This is a genomic window from Streptococcus infantis, assembly GCF_047463315.1.
In the GTDB taxonomy this organism is placed as follows: domain Bacteria; phylum Bacillota; class Bacilli; order Lactobacillales; family Streptococcaceae; genus Streptococcus; species Streptococcus infantis_AB.
In genome coordinates, this window is sequence record NZ_JASHEB010000007.1 from 20,394 (window position 1) to 46,615 (window position 26,222).

The 26,222-nt window shown below is 40.7% G+C and carries 33 protein-coding genes and 2 other annotated features; of the genes, 30 read left to right on the forward strand and 3 right to left on the reverse strand.

Annotated elements, in window-relative coordinates; genetic code table 11:
* Positions 1-106: 106 nt before the first annotated feature.
* The 10 genes from QM857_RS07980 (at position 107) to trpA (ending at position 10,574) form a co-directional block, all read left to right on the forward strand.
* Positions 107-799 (forward strand): sugar transferase, encoded by a 693-nt coding sequence (locus tag QM857_RS07980; protein ID WP_414275606.1) that lies wholly within the window; start codon positions 107-109, stop codon positions 797-799.
* A 39-nt stretch (positions 800-838) separates the two neighbouring features.
* Entirely contained in the window at positions 839-2,065 is a 1,227-nt protein-coding gene (locus tag QM857_RS07985; protein WP_414275607.1) for a DegT/DnrJ/EryC1/StrS family aminotransferase, read from the forward strand.
* 60 nt (positions 2,066-2,125) lie between these two features.
* Positions 2,126-2,357 (forward strand) — a binding site (T-box leader).
* Positions 2,358-2,517: 160 nt separating this feature from the next.
* Complete coding sequence (gene trpB / locus QM857_RS07990) at positions 2,518-3,696, forward strand: tryptophan synthase subunit beta (protein WP_414275608.1); 1,179 nt, start codon at positions 2,518-2,520, stop codon at positions 3,694-3,696.
* Positions 3,687-3,919, forward strand: a binding site (T-box leader). It overlaps the preceding gene by 10 nt.
* 389 nt (positions 3,920-4,308) lie before the next feature.
* Positions 4,309-5,670, forward strand: coding sequence for an anthranilate synthase component I (gene trpE, locus QM857_RS07995; protein WP_414275609.1), 1,362 nt, complete (start codon positions 4,309-4,311; stop codon positions 5,668-5,670).
* The gene (locus QM857_RS08000) at positions 5,667-6,233 is read left to right on the forward strand and encodes an aminodeoxychorismate/anthranilate synthase component II (RefSeq protein ID WP_414275610.1); all 567 of its coding nucleotides are present in this window, start codon (positions 5,667-5,669) and stop codon (positions 6,231-6,233) included. Before trpE ends, QM857_RS08000 begins: the two co-directional genes overlap by 4 nt.
* A gap of 10 nt (positions 6,234-6,243) precedes the next feature.
* Positions 6,244-7,248: an anthranilate phosphoribosyltransferase gene (trpD, locus tag QM857_RS08005; protein WP_414275611.1), complete on the forward strand. Its 1,005-nt coding sequence runs from the start codon at positions 6,244-6,246 to the stop codon at positions 7,246-7,248.
* Positions 7,245-8,012 (forward strand): indole-3-glycerol phosphate synthase TrpC, encoded by a 768-nt coding sequence (trpC, locus tag QM857_RS08010; RefSeq protein WP_414253954.1) that lies wholly within the window; start codon positions 7,245-7,247, stop codon positions 8,010-8,012. The genes trpD and trpC overlap by 4 nt, the downstream gene beginning before the upstream one ends.
* A complete protein-coding gene (locus QM857_RS08015; protein ID WP_414253953.1) occupies positions 7,999-8,598 on the forward strand; it encodes a phosphoribosylanthranilate isomerase in 600 nt (199 codons plus the stop codon). The genes trpC and QM857_RS08015 overlap by 14 nt, the downstream gene beginning before the upstream one ends.
* On the forward strand, positions 8,576-9,799 hold the full coding sequence (trpB, locus tag QM857_RS08020) for a tryptophan synthase subunit beta (RefSeq protein WP_414275612.1): 1,224 nt from the start codon (positions 8,576-8,578) through the stop codon (positions 9,797-9,799). The genes QM857_RS08015 and trpB (QM857_RS08020) overlap by 23 nt, the downstream gene beginning before the upstream one ends.
* Positions 9,792-10,574, forward strand: coding sequence for a tryptophan synthase subunit alpha (gene trpA, locus QM857_RS08025; protein WP_414275613.1), 783 nt, complete (start codon positions 9,792-9,794; stop codon positions 10,572-10,574). The genes trpB (QM857_RS08020) and trpA overlap by 8 nt, the downstream gene beginning before the upstream one ends.
* Here trpA and QM857_RS08030 read toward each other — a convergent pair.
* A complete protein-coding gene (locus tag QM857_RS08030) occupies positions 10,543-11,205 on the reverse strand; it encodes a prepilin peptidase (RefSeq protein WP_414275614.1) in 663 nt (220 codons plus the stop codon). The two genes, trpA and QM857_RS08030, sit on opposite strands and share 32 nt — an antisense overlap.
* A 70-nt stretch (positions 11,206-11,275) precedes the next feature.
* Here QM857_RS08030 and QM857_RS08035 point away from each other — a divergent pair, with 70 nt between their 5' ends.
* The 8 genes from QM857_RS08035 (at position 11,276) to QM857_RS08070 (ending at position 15,185) form a co-directional block, all read left to right on the forward strand.
* Entirely contained in the window at positions 11,276-11,731 is a 456-nt protein-coding gene (locus tag QM857_RS08035) for a GNAT family N-acetyltransferase (RefSeq protein ID WP_414275669.1), read from the forward strand.
* A gap of 85 nt (positions 11,732-11,816) precedes the next feature.
* The gene (gene truA, locus QM857_RS08040; RefSeq protein WP_414275615.1) at positions 11,817-12,566 is read left to right on the forward strand and encodes a tRNA pseudouridine(38-40) synthase TruA; all 750 of its coding nucleotides are present in this window, start codon (positions 11,817-11,819) and stop codon (positions 12,564-12,566) included.
* On the forward strand, positions 12,556-13,329 hold the full coding sequence (locus QM857_RS08045) for a bifunctional hydroxymethylpyrimidine kinase/phosphomethylpyrimidine kinase (protein ID WP_414275616.1): 774 nt from the start codon (positions 12,556-12,558) through the stop codon (positions 13,327-13,329). Before truA ends, QM857_RS08045 begins: the two co-directional genes overlap by 11 nt.
* Positions 13,307-13,774, forward strand: a complete 468-nt coding sequence (locus QM857_RS08050) for an ECF transporter S component (RefSeq protein ID WP_414275617.1) — start codon at positions 13,307-13,309, stop codon at positions 13,772-13,774. Before QM857_RS08045 ends, QM857_RS08050 begins: the two co-directional genes overlap by 23 nt.
* 51 nt (positions 13,775-13,825) lie before the next feature.
* Positions 13,826-14,050: a YqgQ family protein gene (locus QM857_RS08055; RefSeq protein WP_024053574.1), complete on the forward strand. Its 225-nt coding sequence runs from the start codon at positions 13,826-13,828 to the stop codon at positions 14,048-14,050.
* A gap of 5 nt (positions 14,051-14,055) precedes the next feature.
* Positions 14,056-14,436 carry a rhodanese-like domain-containing protein gene (locus QM857_RS08060; RefSeq protein WP_414275618.1) on the forward strand — a complete coding sequence of 127 codons (381 nt, stop codon included), beginning with the start codon at positions 14,056-14,058 and terminating at the stop codon, positions 14,434-14,436.
* A gap of 85 nt (positions 14,437-14,521) precedes the next feature.
* On the forward strand, positions 14,522-14,749 hold the full coding sequence (locus QM857_RS08065) for a hypothetical protein (RefSeq protein ID WP_006152754.1): 228 nt from the start codon (positions 14,522-14,524) through the stop codon (positions 14,747-14,749).
* A 190-nt stretch (positions 14,750-14,939) separates the two neighbouring features.
* Positions 14,940-15,185, forward strand: coding sequence for a hypothetical protein (locus tag QM857_RS08070; protein ID WP_225750070.1), 246 nt, complete (start codon positions 14,940-14,942; stop codon positions 15,183-15,185).
* Between the two features lie 34 nt (positions 15,186-15,219).
* On the opposite strand, the gene QM857_RS08075 is transcribed toward QM857_RS08070, so the two are convergent.
* Complete coding sequence (locus QM857_RS08075) at positions 15,220-15,945, reverse strand: 16S rRNA pseudouridine(516) synthase (protein ID WP_414275619.1); 726 nt, start codon at positions 15,943-15,945, stop codon at positions 15,220-15,222.
* 161 nt (positions 15,946-16,106) lie between these two features.
* Between QM857_RS08075 and typA the strand changes: the two genes are divergently transcribed.
* Complete coding sequence (typA, locus tag QM857_RS08080) at positions 16,107-17,948, forward strand: translational GTPase TypA (RefSeq protein ID WP_214261560.1); 1,842 nt, start codon at positions 16,107-16,109, stop codon at positions 17,946-17,948.
* Positions 17,949-17,967: 19 nt separating this feature from the next.
* A complete protein-coding gene (locus tag QM857_RS08085) occupies positions 17,968-18,222 on the forward strand; it encodes a DUF3165 family protein (protein ID WP_004251425.1) in 255 nt (84 codons plus the stop codon).
* A 53-nt stretch (positions 18,223-18,275) separates the two neighbouring features.
* Here QM857_RS08085 and QM857_RS08090 read toward each other — a convergent pair whose 3' ends face one another.
* Positions 18,276-19,244 (reverse strand): aromatic acid exporter family protein, encoded by a 969-nt coding sequence (locus QM857_RS08090; protein ID WP_414275620.1) that lies wholly within the window; start codon positions 19,242-19,244, stop codon positions 18,276-18,278.
* A gap of 229 nt (positions 19,245-19,473) precedes the next feature.
* Here QM857_RS08090 and QM857_RS08095 point away from each other — a divergent pair, with 229 nt between their 5' ends.
* The 10 genes from QM857_RS08095 to QM857_RS08140 all read left to right on the forward strand — a co-directional run bounded on the left by QM857_RS08095 (position 19,474) and on the right by QM857_RS08140 (position 26,214).
* Positions 19,474-20,040 (forward strand): mechanosensitive ion channel family protein, encoded by a 567-nt coding sequence (locus QM857_RS08095; RefSeq protein ID WP_414275621.1) that lies wholly within the window; start codon positions 19,474-19,476, stop codon positions 20,038-20,040.
* 51 nt (positions 20,041-20,091) lie between these two features.
* Positions 20,092-20,997 (forward strand): magnesium transporter CorA family protein, encoded by a 906-nt coding sequence (locus QM857_RS08100; protein ID WP_414275622.1) that lies wholly within the window; start codon positions 20,092-20,094, stop codon positions 20,995-20,997.
* Positions 20,998-21,013: 16 nt separating this feature from the next.
* The gene (locus tag QM857_RS08105) at positions 21,014-21,541 is read left to right on the forward strand and encodes a YqeG family HAD IIIA-type phosphatase (RefSeq protein ID WP_414275623.1); all 528 of its coding nucleotides are present in this window, start codon (positions 21,014-21,016) and stop codon (positions 21,539-21,541) included.
* Positions 21,542-21,543: 2 nt separating this feature from the next.
* Positions 21,544-22,650, forward strand: coding sequence for a ribosome biogenesis GTPase YqeH (gene yqeH / locus QM857_RS08110; RefSeq protein ID WP_414275624.1), 1,107 nt, complete (start codon positions 21,544-21,546; stop codon positions 22,648-22,650).
* A 213-nt stretch (positions 22,651-22,863) separates the two neighbouring features.
* Positions 22,864-23,175 carry a ribosome assembly RNA-binding protein YhbY gene (gene yhbY, locus QM857_RS08115; RefSeq protein ID WP_000060171.1) on the forward strand — a complete coding sequence of 104 codons (312 nt, stop codon included), beginning with the start codon at positions 22,864-22,866 and terminating at the stop codon, positions 23,173-23,175.
* Between the two features lie 48 nt (positions 23,176-23,223).
* Positions 23,224-23,853: a nicotinate-nucleotide adenylyltransferase gene (locus QM857_RS08120; RefSeq protein WP_414275625.1), complete on the forward strand. Its 630-nt coding sequence runs from the start codon at positions 23,224-23,226 to the stop codon at positions 23,851-23,853.
* A complete protein-coding gene (gene yqeK / locus QM857_RS08125) occupies positions 23,853-24,446 on the forward strand; it encodes a bis(5'-nucleosyl)-tetraphosphatase (symmetrical) YqeK (protein ID WP_414275626.1) in 594 nt (197 codons plus the stop codon). Before QM857_RS08120 ends, yqeK begins: the two co-directional genes overlap by 1 nt.
* The gene (gene rsfS, locus QM857_RS08130) at positions 24,447-24,800 is read left to right on the forward strand and encodes a ribosome silencing factor (protein WP_414275627.1); all 354 of its coding nucleotides are present in this window, start codon (positions 24,447-24,449) and stop codon (positions 24,798-24,800) included.
* Positions 24,801-24,909: 109 nt separating this feature from the next.
* A complete protein-coding gene (locus tag QM857_RS08135; RefSeq protein WP_414275628.1) occupies positions 24,910-25,650 on the forward strand; it encodes a class I SAM-dependent DNA methyltransferase in 741 nt (246 codons plus the stop codon).
* Between the two features lie 9 nt (positions 25,651-25,659).
* A complete protein-coding gene (locus tag QM857_RS08140; protein ID WP_414275629.1) occupies positions 25,660-26,214 on the forward strand; it encodes a hypothetical protein in 555 nt (184 codons plus the stop codon).
* Positions 26,215-26,222: the final 8 nt, after the last annotated feature.

Sequence of the window (26,222 nt, forward strand, 5' to 3'; positions counted from 1 at the left end):
GGAAGAATTCCTTTAAAACACAGATTTCTTGCACTGCCTCTTTCATTTTGTGGTATAATGTAGAATGTTAATAAAGATTATATATAAAAAACAGAGGAGAATGTGCATGCTGAAATGGGATGAACTACCTCAAGAAATGCAATTGAGCGAGGTAAAACCATACTACCAGCTTGTGTCTAGAAGAAAAGGCTCACTGATTTTCAAGCGTTGTCTAGATTTATTTCTAGCCGTAGTCTTGTTAATCTTGACCTCCCCCTTATTTCTGATTCTAAGCATCTGGATCAAGCTAGATAGCAAGGGTCCAGTTATTTACAAGCAAGTGCGGGTAACCCAGTACAACCGACATTTCAATATTTGGAAATTCCGGACTATGGTAACCGATGCGGACAAGAAAGGAAGTCTGGTAACTTCTGCAAATGACAGTCGTATCACAAAAGTTGGAAATTTCATTCGACGTGTTCGTTTGGATGAATTGCCGCAATTGGTCAATGTCCTAAAAGGTGAGATGTCTTTTGTCGGAACACGCCCAGAAGTACCACGCTATACAGAGCAGTATAGCCCTGAAATGATGGCTACCTTGCTCTTACCTGCAGGGATTACTTCCCTTGCCAGCATTAACTATAAGGATGAGGATGCCATCATCAGTCAAATGACTGCAAAAGGTATGACTGTTGACCAGGCTTATGTGGAAAGAGTCCTTCCAGAGAAAATGCACTTTAACCTAGCCTACCTACGTGATTTTAATTTCTTCGGAGATATCAAAATCATGTTTCAGACTGTAGTTGAAGTTTTAAAATAAAGTAGTCACAAGAGTGAATACAGTAAAAGGAGTAAAACAATGACAAAATATAATATTCCATTTTCACCACCCGATATTACCGAAGCTGAAATTGTTGAAGTAGCCGATACCCTTCGTTCTGGTTGGATCACAACAGGTCCAAAGACAAAAGAACTAGAGCGTCGTCTGTCCGTCTATACTCAAACGCCTAAGACAGTCTGCCTCAACTCTGCAACAGCAGCTCTTGAATTGATCTTGCGCGTGCTTGAAGTGGGGCCTGGTGATGAAGTTATCGTTCCAGCTATGACTTATACAGCATCATGTAGCGTTATCACTCACGTAGGTGCTACACCAGTGATGGTTGATATCCAAGGTGATACCTTTGAAATGGACTATGACAAGCTTGAACAAGCAATTACTGAGAAGACAAAGGTTATCATCCCAGTTGAACTTGCAGGGATTATCTGTGACTATGACCGTTTGTTCCAAGTTGTAGAAAAGAAACGTGACCTATTTACAGCTACTAGCAAGTGGCAAAAAGTCTTTAACCGTATCGTTGTTGTCTCAGATAGCGCCCATGCTTTGGGTTCAACCTACAAAGGGCAACCAGCTGGTTCTATCGCTGACTTCACTTCCTTCTCTTTCCATGCTGTTAAGAACTTTACAACGGCTGAGGGAGGAAGTGCCACTTGGAAAGCCAATCCAGCTATTGATGATGAAGAAATGTACAAGGAATTCCAAATCCTTTCCCTTCATGGTCAAACCAAAGATGCGCTTGCTAAGATGCAGCTAGGCTCATGGGAATACGATATTGTAACACCAGCCTACAAGTGCAACATGACAGACATCATGGCTTCACTTGGTCTAGTTCAGCTAGATCGTTATCCTGGCTTACTACAACGTCGTAAAGATATCGTGAATCGCTATGACCGTGGATTTGCAGGAACTCGTATTCACCCATTGGCTCATAAGACAGATACTGTTGAATCCTGTCGTCACCTCTACATCACCCATGTAGAAGGAGCAAGTCTCGAACAACGTAACCAAATTATTCAAGAATTGGCCAAGGCAGGAATCGCAAGTAACGTTCACTACAAACCGCTTCCGCTTTTGACAGCCTATAAGAATCTTGGTTTCGATATGGCAGATTATCCAAAGGCTTATGCCTTCTTTGTAAACGAAATTACACTGCCACTTCACACGAAATTAACAGACGAAGAAGTAGACTATATCATTGAGACTTTTGTCAGAGTTTCTGAAGAAGTTCTAGGTGCTTCACAAAAATAATTAAAAAAATTAGTAAAAAATGAATGAAAACGATTGACAAAGAAAAAACAATAACATATAATTAACTCAACAAATCAGAAAAGTAGTTATTTTTGATCTTCAGGGAGCCTGTGGTTACTGTGAACAGGTGTTTGAAAGTAGTGAAATTGGGCTGATTTGAAAAAATGAATTTGAAACAATGAAAATTCGGTAGGCACACCTTACAGTGCAACTTGTTGTTAGACAAGGCAGAGATGTAAAGGGGATATTCTCTTTACAATTGAGGTGGTACCGCGTTACGAACGCCCTCACATGGAAATATATTCCGTGTGTGGGCTTTTTCTATCCGTCATTTTGTATATCTTTTATTAGGGCGTTAAGTCGCTTTGATGAACTTGAGTTCTATCTGCAGCTCCTTGCCTACTACTAAAAGCAAACAAAAAGTCGGATTCATACAGAAGGAGGAAAAATTTATGACAACTAAAGGATATTTTGGACAATTTGGTGGTAGTTTTGTACCAGAACCAATTCAGGTTTTACTAGATGAATTGGAAGTGACTTTTGAAAAATACAAGGATGATCCAGAGTTTTTAGCTGAGTTTCGTCATTACTTGAAGGATTATTCAGGTCGCGAAACACCGCTCTATTTTGCAGAAAGTTTGACAGAGCACTTAGGTGGAGCTAAGATTTATCTCAAGCGTGAAGACCTTAATCACCTTGGATCTCACAAACTTAACAATGTTTTAGGACAAATCCTTCTGGCAAAACGCATGGGTAAAAAGCGTGTCATTGCTGAGACAGGAGCTGGCCAGCACGGTGTTGCGACAGCGGCTGCTGCAGCCAAATTTGGTATGGCATGTGATGTCTACATGGGGGCAGAAGATGTGGAGCGTCAACGTCTCAATGTCTTCCGCATGGAGATGATGGGAGCGACTGTTCACTCAGTTGAAACGGGAACTCGTACACTGAAGGATGCGGTTGATGCAGCCTTTGGAGCATGGATGAATGACCTTGATGCTTTCTACGTTTTAGGTTCGGCTGTAGGTCCGCACCCTTACCCAACGATTGTTCATGAATTCCAAAAAGTCATCAGTGAAGAATCACGTCGTCAAATCTTGGAAAAAGAAGGACGTTTGCCAGACTACGTCATTGCCTGTGTGGGTGGTGGTTCTAATGCCATCGGTGCCTTTTCACAGTATGTAGCTGATGAAGAAGTTAAATTGGTTGGGGTAGAAGCTGCTGGTCACGGTTTAGATACCGATAAACACGCGGCAACAATGACCAAGGGTAGTGTAGGAATTGTCGATGGAATGAAGACCTATGCAGTCTTTGGTGAAGATGGAAATGTTGCACCTGTTTACTCTATCTCTGCTGGTTTAGACTATCCAGGGGTTGGACCAGAACACGCCTTCTTTAAAGACTCTGGTCGTGTAGAATATGTTGCAGCGACTGATGAAGAAGCTGTCCACGCCTTGCTTTTACTTAGCAAGACTGAAGGAATTATCCCAGCTATTGAAAGCTCCCATGCTATCGCAGAAGCAGTCAAACGAGCACCAAAACTAAGTAAAGATGAGATTATCATCATCAATGTCTCTGGTCGTGGAGACAAGGACGTAGCTGCTATTGCAGACTACCTTGAAGCTAAAAAATAAAAGATGGAAAAGATACAGAGATTTCTCTCACAGAGAGCTTGTGGTTGCTGAAAACAAGCAGAGAAAGCTGTAAGATTGGGTCCATTTGAAAATGAGAGAAGAAAACATGATTCTCAAGGGAGTGCCCTTTATCGCACAGCCTGTTACAGGAGCTATCTGAGACAGGAATGAGAGATAGGAGAAATCCTATAATTGAGGTGGCACCGCGAATTTCGTCCTCACGCAAGTTATTTTGCGTGGGGATTTTTCTATATTTATCGTAGATATGGCCATCAGTTTTAAATTATGCTTCATCAATAGGTAGATTTCTATAAAATATTTGCGAACGAAGTGAGCATCGAACCGTTATTTCCCGCCATGGTGGTATCCTATAGAAGTAAAGATGCTTCTATAGGACGGAATTTTTGAGAGTAAAATAGTTCGGGGAACTATTTTAGCCTGAGCCTAGAAATGAATGAGCGAGGAGCTCAAAAATTAGGTCTTTCATTTCATGGTTTTCTAAAATCATCCACTGGATAATTTTACCTCCCGTCCGCACTATTTAAGGGAAATAGAAAAAAGATAAATTAAAACTAAAATTCTATAAAGATACGAATCGAAAGGGAAATTATAATGGAACGAATCATTCATGGAGATGTTTTATCACCAATCTTGGCTTATATGCGTTTGAACGGACAACACAAGGTCATACTTGAAAGTATCCCAAGAGAAAAGGAAAATGCTCGTTTTTCTATCTTAGCCTATAACCCAGTTTTTGAAATTAAGTTCGAAAATGGAGTCCTTTATCAAAATGATCAGGTGATTGATCGTGATCCTTTGGATTATCTCTATGAGGTGACACAAAAGAGCCAGCACCATTCAGACCTACCTTTTGGAGGTGGAGCCATCGGATTTGTTGGCTATGATATGATTTCTCTCTATGAAGAAATTGGCCAGCTTCCTGAGGATACGATTGGGACGCCAGATATGCATTTCTTCGTCTATGAAAGTTACATAGTTTTTGACCATAAGAAAGAAAAAATTCATATCATCGAGGATGCTCTTTACAGTGATCGAAGTAATGAAGAACTAGAAGCGGCTTTGGATCAGGTTTTAGAGGAGTTGAAAATCCCTGCTCCAAATGAATTTGAAGATTTGGACGTTTCTCCACTTCAGTTTAGACCACATATTGCACCTCAGAAATTTGAAGAAATGGTAGAAACAGCTCGCAACTTGATTCGTAATGGAGATATGTTCCAATGCGTGCTCAGTCAGCGTTTCTCCGCAGAGGTAACTGGAAATCCTTTTGACTTTTACAGAAATCTTCGAGTGACAAATCCATCAAATTACCTCTACTTTTATGATTTTGGAGATTATCAAATCATCGGTGCCAGTCCTGAGAGTTTGGTTTCTGTCAAAAATGGTATCGTAACTACCAATCCGATTGCAGGGACGCGACCTAGAGGTTCCAATGACGAGGAAGATGCAGCATTAGCTAGTGATCTACTTTCTGATGAAAAGGAAACGGCAGAACATCGAATGTTGGTAGACTTGGGACGAAATGATATCGGTAGAATTGCTGAGACAGCAAGTGTCCAAGTAACCAAGTATATGGAAGTGGAACTTTTCCGTTATGTCATGCATTTGACCAGCGTAGTAAAAGGACGTTTGTTACCAGAACTAACTGCCATGGATGCCTTAAAAGCGACACTTCCAGCAGGAACAGTATCGGGGGCACCAAAGATTCGGGCTATGAAACGCATCTATGAGTTGGAAACAGAGAAGCGAGGCGTTTATGCCGGAGCTATCGGTTACCTATCAGCAACTGGAGATATGGACTTTGCCATTGCAATTCGAACCATGATTCTTAAAAATAAAAAAGCCTACGTACAGGCTGGTGCAGGAATTGTTTATGATTCTATCGCTCAAAACGAATACCAAGAAACGATTAATAAAGCTAAATCTATGACTAGAATGGGAGAACTAAGACCATGATTTTATTGATTGATAATTATGATTCATTTACCTATAACCTAGCCCAATACATCGGGAATTTCGCAGAAGTTCAGGTTTTGAGAAATGATGATCCAAACCTTTATGAAGAAGCTACAAAGGCAGATGGGCTGGTCTTTTCTCCTGGTCCAGGTTGGCCAGCTGATGCTGGGAAAATGGAAGAAATGATTCGTGATTTTGCAGGTAAGAAACCTATTCTAGGTATTTGTTTGGGGCACCAAGCCATTGCAGAAGTCTTTGGTGGCAAGTTAGGCTTGGCTCCTAAAGTTATGCACGGTAAACAAAGCCAGATTCGATTTGAGACTCCGTCAGTTCTCTATCAAGGAATCGAGGACAATCGTCCAGTCATGCGTTACCACAGTATTTTAATTGAAGAGATGCCAGAAGAGTTTGAAGTGACAGCTCGTGCGACAGATGACCAAGCCATTATGGGAATTCAACACAAAATCTTGCCGATTTATGGCTTGCAGTATCATCCAGAAAGTATTGGAACGCCAGATGGCTTATCTTCTATTCAGAATTTTATCGAGAAAGTTGTAAAGTGAGGAACACAAAATGAAAGAAATTATTGAAAAATTAGCCAACTTTGAAGACCTATCAAGTGTTGAAATGACAGATGTTATCGAACGCATCGTGACAGGGCGAGTAACCGAAGCACAAATCGCATCACTCCTTTTAGCACTCAAGATGAAGGGAGAAACACCTGAAGAAAGAACAGCCCTCGCCCAAGTTATGAGAGGACATGCTCAACACATTCCAACAAACATTCAAGATGCTATGGATAACTGTGGTACAGGTGGAGATAAGTCATTTAGCTTTAACATCTCAACAACTGCAGCCTTTGTCTTGGCAGGTGGTGGTATTAACATGGCCAAACATGGCAATCGTTCTATCTCTTCTAAATCTGGTTCAGCAGATGTCTTGCAAGCTTTGGGAATCAATATTGATCTCAAACCATCACAATTGGGTAAGGTATTTGACCAAACAGGAATCGTCTTTCTCTTTGCCAAAAACATGCACCCAGCCATGAAATACATCATGCCAGCTCGTTTGGAGTTGGGAATTCCAACCATCATGAATTTGACAGGACCGCTCATCCATCCAATGGTTTTGGAAACACAGCTTCTAGGAATTAGTCGTCCAGAGCTTCTGGAAAGTACTGCTCAGGTTTTGAAAAACATGGGTCGCAAACGTGCCATTGTAGTAGCTGGTCCAGAAGGGTTGGATGAAGCTGGTTTGAATGGAACTACCAGTATTGCCCTTCTTGAAAATGGTGAAATTACTTTATCAACCTTTACTCCAGAAGATTTGGGAATGGAACGCATTGCCATTGAGGACATTCGTGGCGGAAATGCTCATGAGAATGCAGCCATCCTTGTCAGTGTTCTTAATAACGAACCAAGTCCATTCTTGGAAACAACAGTCTTAAATGCAGGTCTAGGATTCTACGCCAATGGTAAAGCAGACAGTATCAAGGACGGAGTTGAAATGGCACGCCAAGTGATTGCTAGTGGTAAGGCCCTGGAAAAACTCAGACTATTACAGGAGTACCAAAAATGAGTCAGGAATTTTTGTCACGTATCTTAGAGCAGAAGGCGCGTGAAGTTGAAAAGATGGAGCTAGAGGAGCTTCAGCCCTTGCGTGAAAGTTATCGCTTAGCTGAATATTTGAAAAACCATCAGGACCGCTTGCAAATTATTGCAGAGGTCAAGAAGGCGAGTCCAAGTATGGGTGATATCAATCTGGATGTAGATATCGTTCAACAGGCCCAGACTTACGAGGTTAACGGTGCGGTTATGATTTCTGTTCTGACAGATGAAGTTTTCTTCAAAGGTCATTTGGATTACCTTCGTGAGATTTCAAGTCAGGTACAGATTCCGACTTTAAACAAGGATTTTATTATCGATGAAAAGCAAATCATCCGTGCTCGTAATGCGGGTGCGACAGTTATCTTGCTCATCGTAGCGGCTTTATCAGAAGAACGCCTCAAGGAACTGTATGACTATGCGACAGAGCTAGGTCTAGAAGTTTTGGTAGAAACTCATAATCTAGCAGAGCTAGAAGTGGCTCACCGCCTTGGCGCTCAAATTATTGGTGTGAATAATCGTAATTTGACTACCTTTGAAGTTGACTTGCAGACTAGCGTAGACTTGGCCCAATACTTTAAGGATGATTGCTTGTACATTTCTGAATCTGCTATTTTTACAGAAGCGGATGCGGAACGAGTTGCACCCTACTTTAACGGAATTTTGGTAGGAACAGCTCTGATGCAAGCGGAAGATGTAGCCCAGAGAATCAAGGAGTTGCAGATTGACAAAGGTTAAGATTTGTGGACTATCGACCAAAGGAGCGGTAGAAACAGCTGTGTCAGCGGGGGCCGACTACATCGGTTTTGTCTTTGCTCCTAGCAAAAGACAAGTGACCTTGGGACAAGCAGCAGAGCTGGCTGAGATTATTCCTACAAATGTAAAAAAGGTTGGCGTATTTGTTTCACCAAGTCGGGAAGAATTACTAGAAGCGATTGAAAAGGTTGGCTTGGACTTAGTTCAAATTCATGGTCAGGTGGCGGATGATTTGTTTGTGGATTTGCCTTGTGCCAGCATTCAGGCTGTTCAGGTGGATGGAGATGGTCATGTACCCAATTCTCAGGCAGATTATCTACTCTTTGATGCCCCTGTGGCAGGAAGTGGTCAAACCTTTGACTGGGGGCAACTGGATACGACAGAACTATCTCAGTCTTTCTTCATCGCAGGCGGGCTCAATGAGGATAATGTAGAAGAAGCAATTCAACACTTTACTCCCTTTGCAGTAGATGTATCAAGTGGAGTAGAATCAAACGGACAAAAAGATCATGAAAAGATTAGAAGATTTATAGAGAGGGTTAAGCATGGCATATCAAGAACCAAATAAAGATGGATTTTACGGGAAATTCGGTGGACGTTTTGTTCCAGAAACATTGATGACAGCAGTATTGGAATTAGAAGAGGCTTATCGTGAAAGTCAGGAAGATCCAAGTTTCCAAGAGGAGTTAAACCAACTTTTGCGCCAGTATGTAGGACGTGAAACACCTCTTTACTACGCAAAAAACTTGACCCAGCATATTGGTGGAGCCAAGATTTACCTCAAACGTGAAGACCTCAACCATACAGGTGCACACAAGATTAACAATGCCTTGGGACAAGTTCTTCTCGCTAAACGCATGGGCAAAAAGAAAATTATCGCTGAAACTGGTGCCGGTCAGCACGGTGTAGCAACTGCAACTGCTGCAGCCCTTTTCAACATGGAATGTACTATCTATATGGGCGAAGAAGATGTCAAACGCCAAGCCCTCAATGTCTTTCGTATGGAGCTTTTGGGAGCCAAGGTGGAAGCTGTAACAGATGGTTCGCGCGTGCTCAAAGACGCGGTCAATGCAGCCCTTCGTTCTTGGGTGGCAAATATCGATGATACCCACTATATCCTTGGTTCTGCCTTGGGGCCTCATCCTTTTCCAGAAATTGTGCGTGATTTCCAAAGTGTTATCGGTCGAGAAGCTAAACAACAGTACCGTGACTTGACAGGGCAAGATTTGCCAGATGCCCTAGTAGCCTGTGTTGGTGGTGGTTCTAATGCCATCGGGCTTTTCCATCCATTTGTGGAAGATGAATCTGTTGCTATGTATGGAGCTGAAGCGGCAGGACTTGGTGTGGATACAGAGTATCACGCAGCTACCTTGACCAAGGGTCGCCCAGGAGTTCTTCACGGTTCTCTCATGGATGTTCTCCAAGATGCCCATGGACAAATCTTAGAAGCCTTCTCTATCTCAGCAGGTTTGGACTACCCAGGTATCGGTCCAGAACATTCTCACTATCACGATATCAAGCGTGCGACCTATGTTCCTGTGACAGATGAGGAAGCCTTGGAAGGATTCCAACTCTTGTCTCGTGTGGAAGGGATTATCCCAGCTTTGGAGTCTAGTCACGCTATCGCCTTTGCGGTGAAATTGGCCAAAGAACTTGGTCCAGACAAGTCTATGATTGTCTGTCTATCAGGTCGCGGGGACAAAGATGTGGTTCAAGTCAAGGACCGCTTGGAAGCAGACGAAGCAAAGAAGGGAGAAGCCCATGCCTAAGACACTAACAGAAAAATTAAATGCTATTAAAGCGACTGGAAAGGGAATTTTCGTTCCTTATATCATGGCTGGGGACCATGAGAAAGGTTTGGATGGTCTCGGTGAAACAATCCACTTTTTAGAAGATTTGGGTGTGTCTGCCATTGAGGTAGGAGTTCCCTTTTCTGACCCAGTTGCAGATGGTCCTGTTATCGAAGAAGCAGGCTTACGCAGTCTAGCTCGCGGAACCTCTACCCAGGCTTTGGTTGAAACCTTGAAAACCATTGAAACAGAAATTCCGCTTGTCATCATGACTTACTTTAACCCCCTCTTTCAATACGGTGTGGAGAAATTTGTTAAAGATCTTGCTGATACAGCAGTCAAGGGTTTGATTATCCCAGACCTCCCTCATGAGCATGCCAACTTTGTAGAGCCATATTTGGCGGATACAGACATTGCTTTGATTCCTTTAGTCAGCTTGACGACAGGAATTGATCGTCAAAAGGAACTCATTGAAGGGGCAGAAGGCTTTGTCTATGCCGTTGCTATCAATGGGGTGACTGGGAAATCAGGGAATTACCGAGATGACTTGGACAAGCACTTGGCTCAACTGCATCAAGTGGCTGACATTCCAGTTTTAACAGGATTTGGTGTATCCACTCAGACTGATGTGGAACGCTTCAATGCTGTATCAGACGGTGTTATCGTCGGTTCCAAGATTGTTAAGGCTCTGCATGAAGGACAAGTAGCAGAAATCGCTGACTTTATCCGAGAAGCAGTAGCTTTCCAAAAATAATCACGCAAGCAGCAAGTAAGAGGAAAGGCACGAAAGGAAGCCTTTCCTTTTTCTTTAGCAGGAGAAAAGATAAGATGCCGGTTGTAGAAGCAAATTGAATGAGAATCAGCATTTCAGTTAGGCTAAAAATAAGTGCACAAGAAGCCAGAAAGAGAAAATCCCCTGCACCTATGCGGATATCGATAAAGTGAGCCAAAATTCCCAAGATAAGAAAGAAAATCATAACTAGATTCCAACCACAGCAAACCATGAGGATTAGGTGGAAAGTCAGCCAGACTAGTAAGGGATATTCCTGATGGCGAAAGTCATAGATGCCCAAAGTCAAGCCGGCAGTTATCAAGATAACTTGCCCCAAAGTTAAAAATCCTACAGACTCAGCTAGAAAGAGCAGTCCCAAGGACAACTCAAAGAAAGCATACCAGACAGGATAGCTTGACTTGCAATAGCGACAGCGAAAGCGATTGAATACCTGTGAGAGAAATGGAATCAAATCCAGTGGTCTCAAGCGAGTCTGACAAGAATCACAGTGACTAGCAGGGAAAACAATGGATTGCTCAGGGAAACGATCAATAACCAATCCAAGAAAGGAAGCAAAAATAGCTCCAACAAGAAAAAAGTAAAGGTGAATCATACTTATTAATTCGGAAAAAATAAGAGAAAGAGTATAATAGTTGGATAAAGGAGAAATTTTAGGAGCAAATATGAAAATTCACTTTGAAAAAGGACTTCAGATAGAAAATGCCCAACTCATTTGTCGCTGGTCTAATGCTTTGGGAGAAAGTTTTCAGAAGCAATGGATGGGACCCAAAATTTCTTATCCCTTGATTGTCCAATCCTTACAAAAGCTGGAAGGAATTTTTTCTGTTTTTGCTGGAGAAGAGTTTGTAGGCATCATCCAGAAAATCAAACTAGAAGATAAAAATCTTCATATCGGGAGATTTTTTATCAACCCCCAGAAACAGGGGCAGGGCTTAGGTAGCCAGGCTTTAAGGAAATTTGTCAGTTTAGCCTTTGAAAATGAAGACATAGATACTATTTCTCTAAATGTCTATGAGGCAAATCAAATAGCTAGAGACCTCTACCACAAAGAGGGATTTGAAATTATTCAAACCATTGAAGTTCCTGAACGAAAATACAGAATGAAAAAATCTAGGTAAGAACTAAATAACACTAGAAATTGTCCCCTTACAATTTTTAATTCTCAAACTTGTTGCAGAGAAATTTTCTTGATAGAATAGATACATGACTAGATATAAAGCTGTAATTTCCTATGATGGCTACGCTTTTGCTGGTTTTCAGCGGCAACCTCACGCGCGTAGTGTCCAAGAGGAAATTGAAAAAACTTTAACCAAATTAAATAAAGGACAAGCCATTACCATTCATGGCGCTGGGCGAACGGACAGTGGCGTTCATGCTTTAGGTCAGGTCATCCACTTTGACCTTCCCTATCAGATGGATGAGGAAAAGCTTCGCTTTGCTCTCGATACCCAAAGTCCTGAAGATATCGATGTGATTTCGATTGAGATAGTGGCTGATGATTTTCATTGCCGCTATGCTAAGCATAGCAAGACCTACGAGTTTATCGTGGATAGAGGACGTCCTAAAAATCCCATGCGTCGCCATTATGCGACTCATTATCCCTATCCACTCGATGTGGAGCGGATGCAAGAAGCTGTAAAAAAACTAGAGGGAACACATGACTTTACTGGTTTTACGGCATCAGGTACTAGTGTGGAAGACAAGGTAAGAACGATCACGGAAGCCAGTCTTAGGGTTGATGAAACAGGGCAGTTTTTGACCTTTACATTCTCTGGCAATGGTTTCCTCTATAAGCAGATTCGAAATATGGTCGGAACCCTGCTGAAAATTGGTAACAATCGGATGCCGATTGAACAGATTGACCTCATCTTGGAGCAAAAGGATAGACAGTTGGCAGGACCAACTGCAGGGCCTAATGGTTTGTATTTGAAGGAGATTCGTTATGAAGAATAATCGTATTTTAGCACTTTCAGGAAATGATATTTTTAGTGGTGGTGGATTAGCTGCTGACCTTGCCACCTATACTTTGAATGGTCTGCACGGTTTTGTAGCTATGACTTGTTTAACCGCTTTGACAGACAATGGATTTGAAGTCTTTCCGACGGATGAGACTATTTTCCAACAACAGTTGAATAGCCTGAAAAGTGTAGACTTTGGAGGGATTAAGATTGGTCTCTTGCCGACAGTGGGTGTTGCTGAAAAAGCATTGAATTTCATTAAGGAAAGATCAGGAGTTCCTGTCGTCTTGGACCCTGTTCTCGTTTGTAAGGAAACGCACGATGTTGCAGTCAGTGAGCTCTGTCAAGAGTTGATTCGCTTTTTCCCTTATGTGACTGTGATTACACCCAATCTACCTGAGGCAGAATTACTAGCAGATCAAAAGATTAAAACCTTGGATGATATGAAAACTGCAGCTCAAAAATTGCATGACTTAGGAGCGCCAGCAGTCATTATCAAGGGTGGGAATCGCCTTAGTCAGGATAAGGCTGTGGATGTTTTTTATGATGGTCATGACTTTACCATTTTAGAAAATCCAGTCTTAGAAGGTCAAAATGCTGGTGCAGGTTGTACCTTTGCATCGAGCATTGCCAGTCAATTAGTACAAGGAGAGGAGCTCTTACCAGCAGTTGAGAGTTCTAAAGCCTTTGTTTACCGTGCTATCGCACAAGCAGATCAATATGGAGTCAGACAATATGAAGCAAACAAAAACAAGTAAAATCGCCCTATTATCTATACTAACTGCTCTATCAGTAGTTTTAGGTTATATTGTAAAAATCCCAACTCAAACAGGAATCTTAACTCTTTTAGATGCTGGTATCTTTTTCACTGCTTTTTATTATGGAAAACGAGAAGGAGCTATTGTTGGAGGATTAGGAGGATTTCTCATTGACCTGATTTCAGGTTACCCTCACTGGATGGTCTTCAGCTTGCTTTTCCATGGTCTGCAGGGATATTTTGCAGGTTTTAAAGGAAAATGGCAGGGGCTTGGATTAGTTTTGGCAACTTTTCTCATGGTAGCTGGATATGCATGTGCTACTTCTTGGATGAAAGGTTGGGGTGTAGCTCTGACGGATATTCCTCACAATTTGTTGCAGAATTTTGTTGGAATGATTGTCGGGTATCTTCTCTATCAGAGCATCAAGAAAATTAGTAAGCAGTAAAAAGGAAGTCTTCTCTGGGAACTATTGAAAAAAATCTGATTATTTGCTAAAATGAAAGCTATGAAAACACTCTACGATGTGCAACAATTTCTCAAACAGTTCGGTATTCTTGTCTATATGGGCAAACGTCTTTATGACATTGAATTAATGAAGATTGAACTATCTCGAATCTATGATGCTGGTTTGATGGATAAACTGGATTATCTAGAAGCGGAGGCTGTTCTTCGCAGAGAGCACAAACTAGAATTAGACTATTTAGAAAAAAATGGAGATTAGATATTATGGTAACTTGGGTATTATGGGGACTTGTAGTGGCGATGTTGGCATGGATGGGATACAACTATCTTCGTATTCGCCGTGCAGCAAAAATTGTAGACAATGCAGAGTTTGAATCTTTGATTCGTACAGGTCAGCTAATTGACTTGCGTGACCCAACTGACTTCCACAGAAAACATATCCTCGGAGCTCGTAATATTCCTTCAAATCAATTGAAGACAAGTCTTGCAGCTCTTCGCAAGGATAAACCTGTCCTTCTATATGAAAACCAACGTGCGCAACGTGTAACCAATGCAGCGCTTTTCTTGAAAAAACAAGGTTTTTCAGAGATTTATATCCTATCTTACGGGTTGGATTCTTGGACAGGAAAGGTCAAGACTAGCTAATCTTATATAAAAAGCTGTCGAATGATAGATAAAGCTAGCGTATTATGGTATAATTAATTTGTATTAAATTTAAGGAGTTTTTATTATGCAAGAAAAGAAAAAAGCCTCACTTGTTTTAGGTATCCTATCTATCGTCCTTGGTTTGTTATCTCCAATCGTAGGTCTTATTTTGGGTATCATTGGACTTGTTTTGGCTAATTCGCACGAAAAACAATCTGAACTAGTGTATAAAACAGAAAAAATTCTCAATATCGTAGGGATTGTCATTTCTGTACTTAACTGGATTGCAGCCCTCGTAATGATTTTTGGCTAATCAAAAACAAAAAAGCTTTATTTTTAAAGCTTTTTTATTATATCCACTTTTCGTTAAGTGGTTTTTAATGATTTTTAATTCTTTCTGGCTCAGGGACAGGTTTGCATAGTTCTAAAACTTGTTACCTAATAGATAAAGCCGGTTTGTATGGTATAATGAATGCGTAGTAAGTTTAAGGAGATTTTAGAGCATGCAAGAAAAGAAAAAAGCCTCACTTGTTTTGAGTATCCTGTCTATCATATTTGCCTTTGGATTTCCAGTGTTAAGTATTATTTTTGGTATTTTTGGTTTGATCTTGGCTAATTCACATCAAAAAGAGTCTGGACTAGACTATAAGACAGAAAAAATTCTCTCTATTTTAGGGATTGTGTTAGGGATTGTGATTTCTGCACTTATCTGTATCGTACTTATCTCACAACTTTCGGGAATTCATTAAAACAAAAAAGCTTTAGTTTTAAAGCTTTTTTATTTTATCCACTTTTCTCTAAGTAGTTTTTAATAATTTTCAATTCCCCTTGATTCAAGGGTCGGTATTGACCTTCTGCTAGGTCAGGATCTAATAGAAAATCTCCGAACTGAACTCGTTTGAGGGCAGTGACCTTGACACCAACTGAGAGAAACATTTTCTTGACCTGATGAAATTTCCCTTCAGAGATGGTGATGGTGGCTCGGCTGAGACTAGGGCTTGAAGATAGAATCTTAAGCTGAGCAGGTTTACAAATAGTTCTATCAAGAAAGACAATCCCACTTTTGAACTGCTGGATGTGATCTGGTATGAGTAAGTCGTTCACCTCAACTTGATAAGTTTTATCGACATGATATTGAGGGTGGAGAAGTTGAAAACCTAGAGGGCCATTGTTTGTTAAGAGGAGGAGCCCTGTCGTATCTCGATCTAGCCGACCGATAGCATAGAGTTGGTCTGATTGGAGGTGTTGAGGTAGTAAGTCCATAACCGTTGGGAGCTTCTTGTCCTTGCTTGCTGTCACGACACCATTTGGTTTGTGAAGCATGAGATAGGTGTGCTCATATCCTTGGATTTTTCTACCCTGAAAAATCAACTCTTGTAATCCCGTATCAACATTCTGTGCAAGGGAAGTAGCAGGGACTCCATCTACTAAGATTTCTTTTTTTAGGAGAGCCAATTTCATGGTTTTTCGACTGATTTTTTCCTGGGCTAATAAATTATCTAAACGCATACCAGCCTATCTTATCACAAGTCAGGAATTTTGAAAAGAAAAGATAAGCCATGAATTTTCTTTTGAAAACATTTACACTTACTTGAGTTAAGTCATTTGCTTAAAATTGTGGTATAATTGCTCAGTTAGAAAATAAATTTTTGAATATAACAGAGGAAATCATGACAAAATTAAGAGAAGATATCCGTAATATCGCGATTATCGCCCACGTCGACCACGGTAAAACAACCCTCGTTGACGAATTATTAAAACAATCTGAAACTCTTGATGCGCGTACAGAATTAGCTGAGCGTGCAATGGATTCAAACGATATTGAAAAAGAGCGTGGAATTACCATCCTTGCGAAAAATACAGCCGTTGCCTACAACGGAACTCGTATCAACATCATGGATACACCGGGACACGCGGACTTCGGTGGAGAAGTTGAGCGGATCATGAAAATGGTTGACGGTGTTGTTTTGGTCGTAGATGCTTACGAAGGAACAATGCCTCAGACTCGTTTTGTTTTGAAAAAAGCCTTGGAGCAAGATCTTGTTCCGATCGTTGTAGTTAACAAAATCGATAAGCCATCAGCTCGTCCAGCAGAAGTAGTAGATGAAGTTTTGGAACTTTTCATCGAGCTTGGTGCAGATGATGATCAGCTTGACTTCCCAGTAGTCTATGCTTCAGCAATCAACGGAACATCTTCATTGTCAGATGATCCAGCCGACCAAGAAAAGACTATGGCGCCAATCTTTGATACCATTATTGACCACATTCCAGCTCCAATCGATAACTCAGATGAGCCACTTCAATTCCAAGTGTCTCTTCTTGACTACAATGACTTCGTTGGTCGTATCGGTATCGGACGTGTCTTCCGTGGTACTGTTAAGGTCGGAGACCAAGTTACTCTTTCTAAATTGGATGGTACAACCAAGAACTTCCGTGTTACAAAACTCTTTGGTTTCTTTGGTTTGGAACGTCGTGAAATCCAAGAAGCTAAGGCTGGTGACTTGATTGCCGTATCAGGTATGGAAGACATCTTCGTTGGGGAAACAATCACTCCAACAGATGCAGTTGAAGCTCTTCCAGTTCTTCACATCGACGAACCTACTCTTCAAATGACCTTCTTGGTTAACAACTCACCATTTGCTGGTCGCGAAGGTAAATGGGTGACTTCTCGTAAGGTTGAAGAACGCTTGCAAGCAGAATTGCAAACAGACGTATCTCTTCGTGTAGATCCAACAGACTCACCAGATAAATGGACAGTTTCAGGACGTGGGGAATTGCACTTGTCAATCCTCATCGAGACTATGCGTCGTGAAGGTTATGAGCTTCAAGTATCTCGTCCAGAAGTTATCGTCAAAGAAATCGATGGTGTGAAGTGTGAGCCATTTGAGCGCGTGCAAATCGATACTCCAGAAGAATACCAAGGATCTGTTATCCAAAGCCTTTCTGAGCGTAAGGGTGAAATGTTGGATATGATTGCAACAGGTAATGGTCAAACTCGTTTGGTCTTCCTAGTTCCTGCGCGTGGTTTGATTGGATACTCAACTGAGTTCTTGTCAATGACTCGTGGTTACGGGATCATGAACCATACCTTCGACCAATACTTGCCATTGATTCCAGGGGAAATTGGTGGACGTCACCGTGGAGCCCTTGTTTCGATCGATGCTGGTAAGGCTACAACCTACTCTATCATGTCTATCGAAGAACGTGGTACTATCTTTGTCAATCCAGGTACTGAGGTTTACGAAGGAATGATCATCGGTGAAAACTCTCGTGAAAATGACTTGACTGTTAATATCACGAAAGCAAAACAAATGACTAACGTTCGTTCCGCTACTAAAGACCAAACAGCGGTTATTAAGACTCCTCGTATCTTGACTCTTGAAGAATCACTTGAGTTCTTGAACGATGATGAATACATGGAAGTAACGCCTGAATCTATTCGTTTGCGTAAACAAATCCTTAACAAGGCAGAGCGCGAAAAAGCAAACAAAAAGAAAAAATCAGCTGAATAAGAGCTAGAAAGAGATAAAGATGGTCTACTTAATCATAGGGATACTCTTATTACTACTCTATGTATTTGCGACACCTCAAAGTATCAAGGGGACGGTCAATGTTGTAATATTAGTCTTTGGACTTGTTGCCCTCGTAATCTTGTTGCTCTTGTCTGCCCTACAGATTTTCCAACTTCCAGCAGAAATATTTATTACATTGGGAATGCTGGCTCTTACTTACTTTAGTTTGAGAGACATCAGTCTCATGTCGATTCGAAAGAAGCGCGAAAATTAAATCTATTCATAACAAAAAACTTCTATCAGCAACTGAGTTGCCGATAGAAGTTTTTATTTGTTACTGTTTTTGTCAGAATAACGGTTGTAGAAATCTACTTTTATCTGGATAAAATGTTCTAATTCACGAAAGAGTTGTAGAAGCGTAGCCCGTGTCTCAAACTCTTCTCTAGTTTTAGGGAGAGATCGATTGCGAAACACCTCTAGGTAGCTCTCGATATCATTCAATAAGTCGTAGGCTGGATTTGTTTGACTCAATTGATGAGCTGTTTTTGAAAAGAGCTGAGCGACAATCAAACTCTCACTAGCGGCTAGTTGGCATGTGTTAATCTGTTGAGCCATATTTCTTAAAATGCGGGTTTGTCTTTGGCGCATCTCAAAGTAGTGGATATGATAATCTGTCTGGTGAAAGAGATGGTCAGAATGATCGAGGTAAACTAGCTTAAGAGCATCCTCAAGTAGTTGTTCAAGTTCATTTACAAGTTGAGCCTGATTACGGCCATCTCCTCTTTTCAGATAGTAAAAAAGCCGTAGAAGAACATCTTTGAGTTTTTCTTCAACAAGAGTATGATAATGTTGAATTTCTTTTTCACGTGAAGGCATGTAGAGATTGACCAGAAGTGCAAAGCCAGTACCGATTAGGAAGAGTAAGAGCTCATTCACTAAAAGTGCTGGTGCTGTTGATTGTTGGATTAAGAGATGGCTAACCAAGACGCTACTTGGAGTAATTCCAATTTCCCAACCCAGTTTATAGGCTAGAGGAACATAGATTGCTAAGTAAAGTCCAAAGCTCCAGATATGATAACCAGTTAGTTGAAAAGCAATAACACCGATTGTCAGAGCAAGCAAGGTTGAAAAAAGTCTATTGCGGGCTAGTTTGATTGTGCTTCTTCGTGTATCAGAGAGGCTCAAAATAGCAATGATACCAGCTGAAACAGCTGATGACAAATCAAAAAAGTAGGCTAGTAAACAAGCAAAACAGGTTGCCAGGACTAGTTTTAAAGTACGTTGGGTGATAGACATAGAATACTTCCTTGGGATAAGTGATTGAAAGTTTCAGTGGTAGGTAGGAGACAATGAGTTATTTCAATAGACTCATTGAGTAACTAATTGCTTCTTTTTGTAGTGGTTTGATTATAGTATAAATATACTTTGAAATCAAGTGAATCTAATAATAGTATAGGCAGAATGAGTATTTACCAAACTGGTTCAGATATCGTTTTATGGTATAATGTTAGGAAAGGAGCTTACTATGCCAACATTTATTCAAAATTATATCGATAAGTTAAATATCAGCAGTATTCTAGAAGAGTTGTTTTCAAAATTAGTCTCTCTAGTCCTTCTTTTTATTGTCTTTTATATCGTTAAAATAATTCTCCATCAAGTTGTGAAAAGAGTCGTTAAACCATCCTTAAAATTTTCCCAGAAAGATGAGGCGCGCCAAAAGACAATTTCTAGATTGATTGAAAATATTTTGAACTACACCCTCTATTTCTTTTTACTCTACTTTGTTTTATCTACTCTAGGCTTACCTGTATCAAGTCTACTGGCAGGTGCTGGGATTGCTGGGGTGGCAATAGGGATGGGGGCTCAAGGCTTTTTATCGGATGTGGTTAATGGCTTTTTCATCCTCTTTGAACGCCAGTTAGATGTTGGAGATCAAGTTGAGTTTACGAATGGTCCGATTACAATCTCTGGTAAGGTTGTGAGTGTCGGTATTCGTACGACTCAACTGCGCAGTGAGGATGGAGTCCTTCACTTTGTTCCCAATAGAAGTATCACGGTTGTCAGCAATTTTTCAAGGAAAGAAGAGAACTGAAATTTTACCTCTTTTATGGTACAATAGAAAGAGTTTGGTAAAGGAGAAACGATGGTTTTAGATAAACAATTAGGAAATGGTTGTACCTGGATAAATCTTGATATCGAAAAAATTAAAAATCTTGAAGATTTATCTGAAATCTATGGTTTGGATAAGGAAACCATCGAATATGCTCTGGATAGAAATGAAAGAGCCCACATGGATTATAACCGTGAGAATGGGACTGTGACCTTTATTTATAATGTTCTTGACCTAGAAAAAGACAAGGAATACTATGAAGCCATTCCCATGACCTTTATCGTTGAAAACAAACGAATGATTACCATCAGCAACCATAAGAATGCTTATGTCATTGATCAGATGTTAGCTTATCTGGATAGCCATGAAATTATTTCAATTTACAAGTTTCTCTTTGCTGGTTTAGAGATTATCAGTAACGCTTATTATCCTGTCATTGAAGAGATGGATAAAAGTAAGGACGAAATTAGTGCCTTGCTACGTCAAACTACAACAAAGAAAAATCTCTTCGCCCTCTCTGACTTGGAGACTGGTATGGTTTACTTGACAGCAGCGGCAAAACAAAATCGACTCCTCTTGGAACATATCCAGGGCCATGCTCTTTATCGGAGATTTAATGATGTCGAACGAGAGCAGTTTGATGATGCGATGATTGAAGCCCATCAGTTAGTGTCTATGACAGACTTGATTTCTCAAGTCTTGCAACAACTCTCAGCTTCTTACAACAACATCCTAAACAATAACCTGAATGATAGTTTGACAATTTTGACTATTATCTCCGTCTTACTAGCAGTACTTGCGGTTATTACAGGTTTCTTCGGAATGAATGTTCCTCTACCATTTACAGAAGAGCCAAATGCTTGGATTTATATCTTAATGACTAGCTTGATTTTATGGGCGGCCTTATCTCAATGGCTGAAGAAAATTACTAGAAAATAAAAGAAAAGGAGTCAAAATGGCTATTGAAAACTACATGCCAGACTTTGCTGTAGAAGCAGTTTATGATTTGACAGTAGAAAGCCTGCAAAAACAGGGAATAAAAGCTGTTTTGGTGGATTTGGACAACACTCTGATTGCTTGGAATAACCCTGATGGGACTCCAGAAATGAAGCAGTGGTTACATGACCTTCGTGATGCTGGTATTCGTATCATCGTGGTGTCTAACAACTCTAAAAAAAGAGTTCAACGTGCGGTTGAAAAATTTGGGATTGACTATGTTTATTGGGCTTTGAAGCCCTTTACTTTCGGGATTGACCGCGCCATGAAGGAATTCCACTATGCGAAAAACGAAGTGGTTATGGTTGGGGATCAACTCATGACGGATATTCGAGCTGCTCACCGAGCAGGGATTCGTTCGATTTTGGTCAAGCCCTTAGTTCAGCATGACTCAATCAAAACACAGATTAACAGAGCTCGTGAGCGCCGTGTTATGAAACAAATCACTGAAAAGTACGGGCCTATCACATATAAAAAAGGAATCTAACTATGGAAGAAATTCTCTGTATTGGCTGTGGAGCAACCATTCAGACGACAGATAAGACCGGTCTAGGCTTTACGCCTCAGTCAGCACTCGAAAAAGGTTTGGAAACTGGTGAAGTTTATTGCCAACGTTGTTTCCGTCTTCGTCATTACAATGAAATCACAGATGTGCAGTTGACGGATGATGATTTCCTCAAACTCTTGCACGAGGTGGGAGACAGTGATTCCTTGGTAGTCAATGTTATTGATATCTTTGACTTTAATGGCTCTGTTATCCCAGGCTTGCCTCGTTTTGTATCAGGCAATGATGTTCTCTTGGTTGGAAATAAAAAAGATATCCTTCCTAAGTCTGTTAAGCCTGGAAAGATTAGTCAATGGCTCATGGAACGTGCCCATGAAGAAGGTCTACGTCCTGTTGACGTCGTTCTGACTTCAGCCCAAAACAAGCATGCTATCAAGGAAGTCATTGATAAAATTGAGCACTATCGGAAGGGTCGTGACGTCTATGTAGTTGGGGTTACCAATGTTGGGAAATCAACTCTTATCAACGCCATTATCCAGGAAATTACGGGTGACCAGAACGTTATCACAACTTCACGTTTCCCAGGGACAACCTTAGATAAGATTGAGATTCCACTTGATGATGGTTCTTATATCTATGATACACCGGGAATTATTCATCGTCATCAGATGGCCCATTACTTGACGGCCAAAAACCTCAAGTATGTCAGTCCTAAAAAGGAAATCAAACCTAAAACCTACCAGCTCAATCCTGAGCAAACTCTCTTTTTAGGAGGTTTGGGACGCTTTGACTTCATCGCAGGAGAAAAGCAAGGTTTCACAGCCTTCTTTGATAATGAACTCAAACTTCATCGTACCAAGCTTGAAGGAGCGAGTGACTTTTACGATAAGCACCTTGGAACCCTCCTTACACCACCGAATAGCAAGGAAAAAGAAGATTTTCCAAAACTGGTCCAACATGTCTTTGCTATCAAGGATAAGACAGACCTCGTTATCTCAGGACTAGGCTGGATCCGTGTAACAGGAACTGCCAAAGTAGCCGTCTGGGCACCAGAAGGCGTAGCAGTAGTCACACGAAAAGCAATTATTTAAACACAGAAAGGAAAGGGTTGTCTTTATAAAGGCGAGCACAGCGAGCCCATAGAAGATACTTTTCGCCGTGGTGTTAGTTGGTACAAGTGATTGTACCAACTGCGGAAAATTTGAGACCTTAGGCTCAAATTTTAGTCATGAAAGTCCAGAGGACTTTGCTGACGTCCGTCACCACTTCAGAAAAGTATAAAAAGAAACTCTTTTAAATGAATTATGTCATTAACATCGAAACAACGTGCCTTCCTCAACAGCCAGGCACACACCCTCAAACCCATCATCCAAATCGGGAAAAATGGACTCAACGACCAAATCAAAACCAGCGTTCGTCAGGCACTTGATGCCCGCGAATTGATCAAGGTCACACTCTTGCAAAATACAGATGAAAACATCCACGAAGTAGCTGAAATCTTAGAAGAAGAAATCGGTGTGGATACAGTACAAAAAATTGGACGTATCTTGATTTTGTATAAACAATCAAGCAAGAAAGAGAATCGTAAGATTTCTAAAAAAGTTAAAGAAATCTAAAAATATACTCCCAAACTGTTTTTACAGAAGATTAAAGGAGATTAGCCTATGGCAATCGAATTATTAACTCCCTTTACAAAAGTGGAGTTAGAGCCAGAAATCAAGGATAAAAAACGTAAGCAAGTTGGAATATTAGGGGGAAATTTTAACCCTGTTCACAACGCCCATCTTATCGTGGCAGACCAAGTACGCCAACAGTTGGGATTGGATCAAGTTCTGCTCATGCCTGAATATCAACCGCCTCACGTAGACAAAAAGGAAACCATTCCTGAACACCACCGCCTCAAAATGCTTGAATTGGCAATTGATGGAATCGAAGGTATAGCTATTGAAACTCTTGAGCTAGAGCGTAAGGGTATTTCCTACACCTACGACACCATGAAGCTTTTAACAGAGAAGAATCCAGATACAGATTACTATTTCATTATCGGTGCCGATATGGTGGACTATCTGCCTAAATGGTATAGAATTGATGAGTTGGTGGAACTAGTTCAGTTTGTGGGAGTTCAGCGACCACGTTACAAAGCAGGGACTTCTTATCCAGTTATCTGGGTGGATGTGCCCCTCATGGATATTTCATCTAGTATGGTGCGTGACTTTTTCGCTCAAGGACGAACACCCAACTTTCTCTTGCCTAAGCCAGTGCTAGACTATATCGAGAAAGAAGGACTTTACTGATGGCATACCAAGACTATATCAACTGTTCCCGTGAAGAATTGTTGGAAAAGATGGCAGAGCTTCTACCCGAGAAGCGGTTGACCCATTGTCTGGGTGTGGAGCGTGCAGCCATTGAGCTTGCAGAACGATTTGGAGTTGATGCTGAGAAAGCAGGTCTAGCAGGTCTCCTTCATGACTATGCTAAAAAGCTATCAGATCAAGAATTTTTAGACTTGATAGATCGTTATCAACTTGACCCTGATCTTAAAAACTGGGGCAATAATATCTGGCATGGCATGGTCGGTATCTACAAGATTCAGGAAGATTTGGATTTACAAGATTCTGAAATCCTACGAGCTATTGAAATTCATACAGTTGGAGCTGGTCAGATGACGGACCTTGATAAGGTTATCTACGTCGCAGACTACATCGAACATAATCGTGCCTTTCCAGGGGTGGACCAGGCGCGTGAGATTGCAAGTTTGTCACTCAATAAGGCAGTAGCCTATGAAACAGCCCGCACTGTGGAACATTTGGCTCGCCAGGGATTGCCTATCTATCCCCAAACCCTTGAAACCTATAACGCTTATGTGCACTATTTGAAAGAGGACTAAATGAACGAAAAAGAATTATTAGAACTAGTCGTGAAAGCGGCTGATGAGAAACGTGCGGAGGATATCCTCGCACTTGACGTACAAGAATTGACCAGTGTGACAGATTACTTTGTCATCACGAGCTCAATGAATAGCCGTCAATTGGACGCTATCGCTGAAAATATCCGTGAAAAAGTAGCCCAAGCGGGCTTTAAAGGCAGCCATGTTGAAGGTGATGCAGCTGGTGGCTGGGTCTTACTTGACCTTGGTGGTGTCGTAGTGCATATCTTCTCAGAAGAAATGCGTGCCCACTATAACCTAGAAAAACTATGGCATGAGGCGAATTCAGTAGATTTATCTGAAACTTTGGCGTAGGAGATGAACTCAGTTGCAGTCAACTGGGTTTATTTGCTTAATCTAGAAGAAAATCGTTAGAAAGGTGAGAGCGAGTGGTATTTCCAGAGACGCTCTTGGTATCATGATTATGGCAACATACGAAACCTTTGCGGCTGTTTATGATGCAGTCATGGATGATAGTTTATACGATAAATGGACGGATTTTTCTCTACGCCATTTGCCTAGGACTAAGGAGAGAAAGAAACTCTTGGAATTGGCTTGTGGAACAGGTATCCAGTCTGTCCGCTTTTCTCAGGCTGGCTTTGATGTGACGGGACTTGATTTGAGCGCGGACATGTTGAAGATTGCTGAGAAGAGAGCTACTTCAGCCAAGCAAAAGATTGATTTTATGGAAGGTAACATGCTGGATTTGTCCAAGACAGGTAAATATGATTTTGTCACATGTTACTCGGACTCAATCTGCTACATGCAGGATGAGGTGGAAGTCGGGGACGTCTTTAAGGAAGTCTATAATGCCCTTAATGAAGATGGGGTCTTCATCTTTGATGTGCATTCGACCTACCAGACTGATGAGGTCTTTCCTGGCTATTCCTATCATGAAAATGCAGAAGACTTTGCCATGCTCTGGGATACCTACGAGGATGCAGCACCACATTCTATCGTGCATGAGTTGACCTTTTTTATCAAGGAAGCGGATGGTTCCTTTAGTCGTCACGACGAAGTTCATGAGGAGCGTACATACGAGGTCTTGACCTATGATATTTTGCTAGAACAAGCTGGTTTCAAATCCTTCAAGCTTTATGCTGACTTTGAGGATAAGGAGCCTACAGATACCAGTACTCGTTGGTTTTTTGTGGCACAAAAGTAGGAGAAGAGTATGACAAGAGGAGACTTTTGTTTACTAGTATTTGTTTTAATTTATTTTGGATATTACTACATAAAATTTAGAGTGAAATCAACTACGGAAATAAAAGCAAGACTTAAAAACGATATTGATTTTTTACATAAAAACATATCTTTTAATAACTGGAAACAAGGGCTTGCATCGATTTTAGGAGTGATTATCATTGTAGTTTTTTTAATGTTATGGTTAATTCTTTTAATTTTAAAAAAACCTCTATTGTTTTTGAAAAAGATTGTAAATTATGAAATTGATAATAAATTTGAAGTCTTGAAATATCTTATATTTCCTATAATTTTAGCATACTTGTCTATAAAATTTGCTGAGTTTTCACATATAACCAATGGTTCTATAGATATAGTGATCAATTTTAAGGATAGAGTTTTAGATTTAGTTCAGAATGTAATAGTTGTGTTAGCTCCAATGTTCACTATACTTATTTTTCTCTCTCTCTTTATATTAAACTTTCCGAAAAAGATGAAAATATTTTCAATGAATTACAGAAATATTGTCTTATTTGGTCTAAATTAATCGCGTCC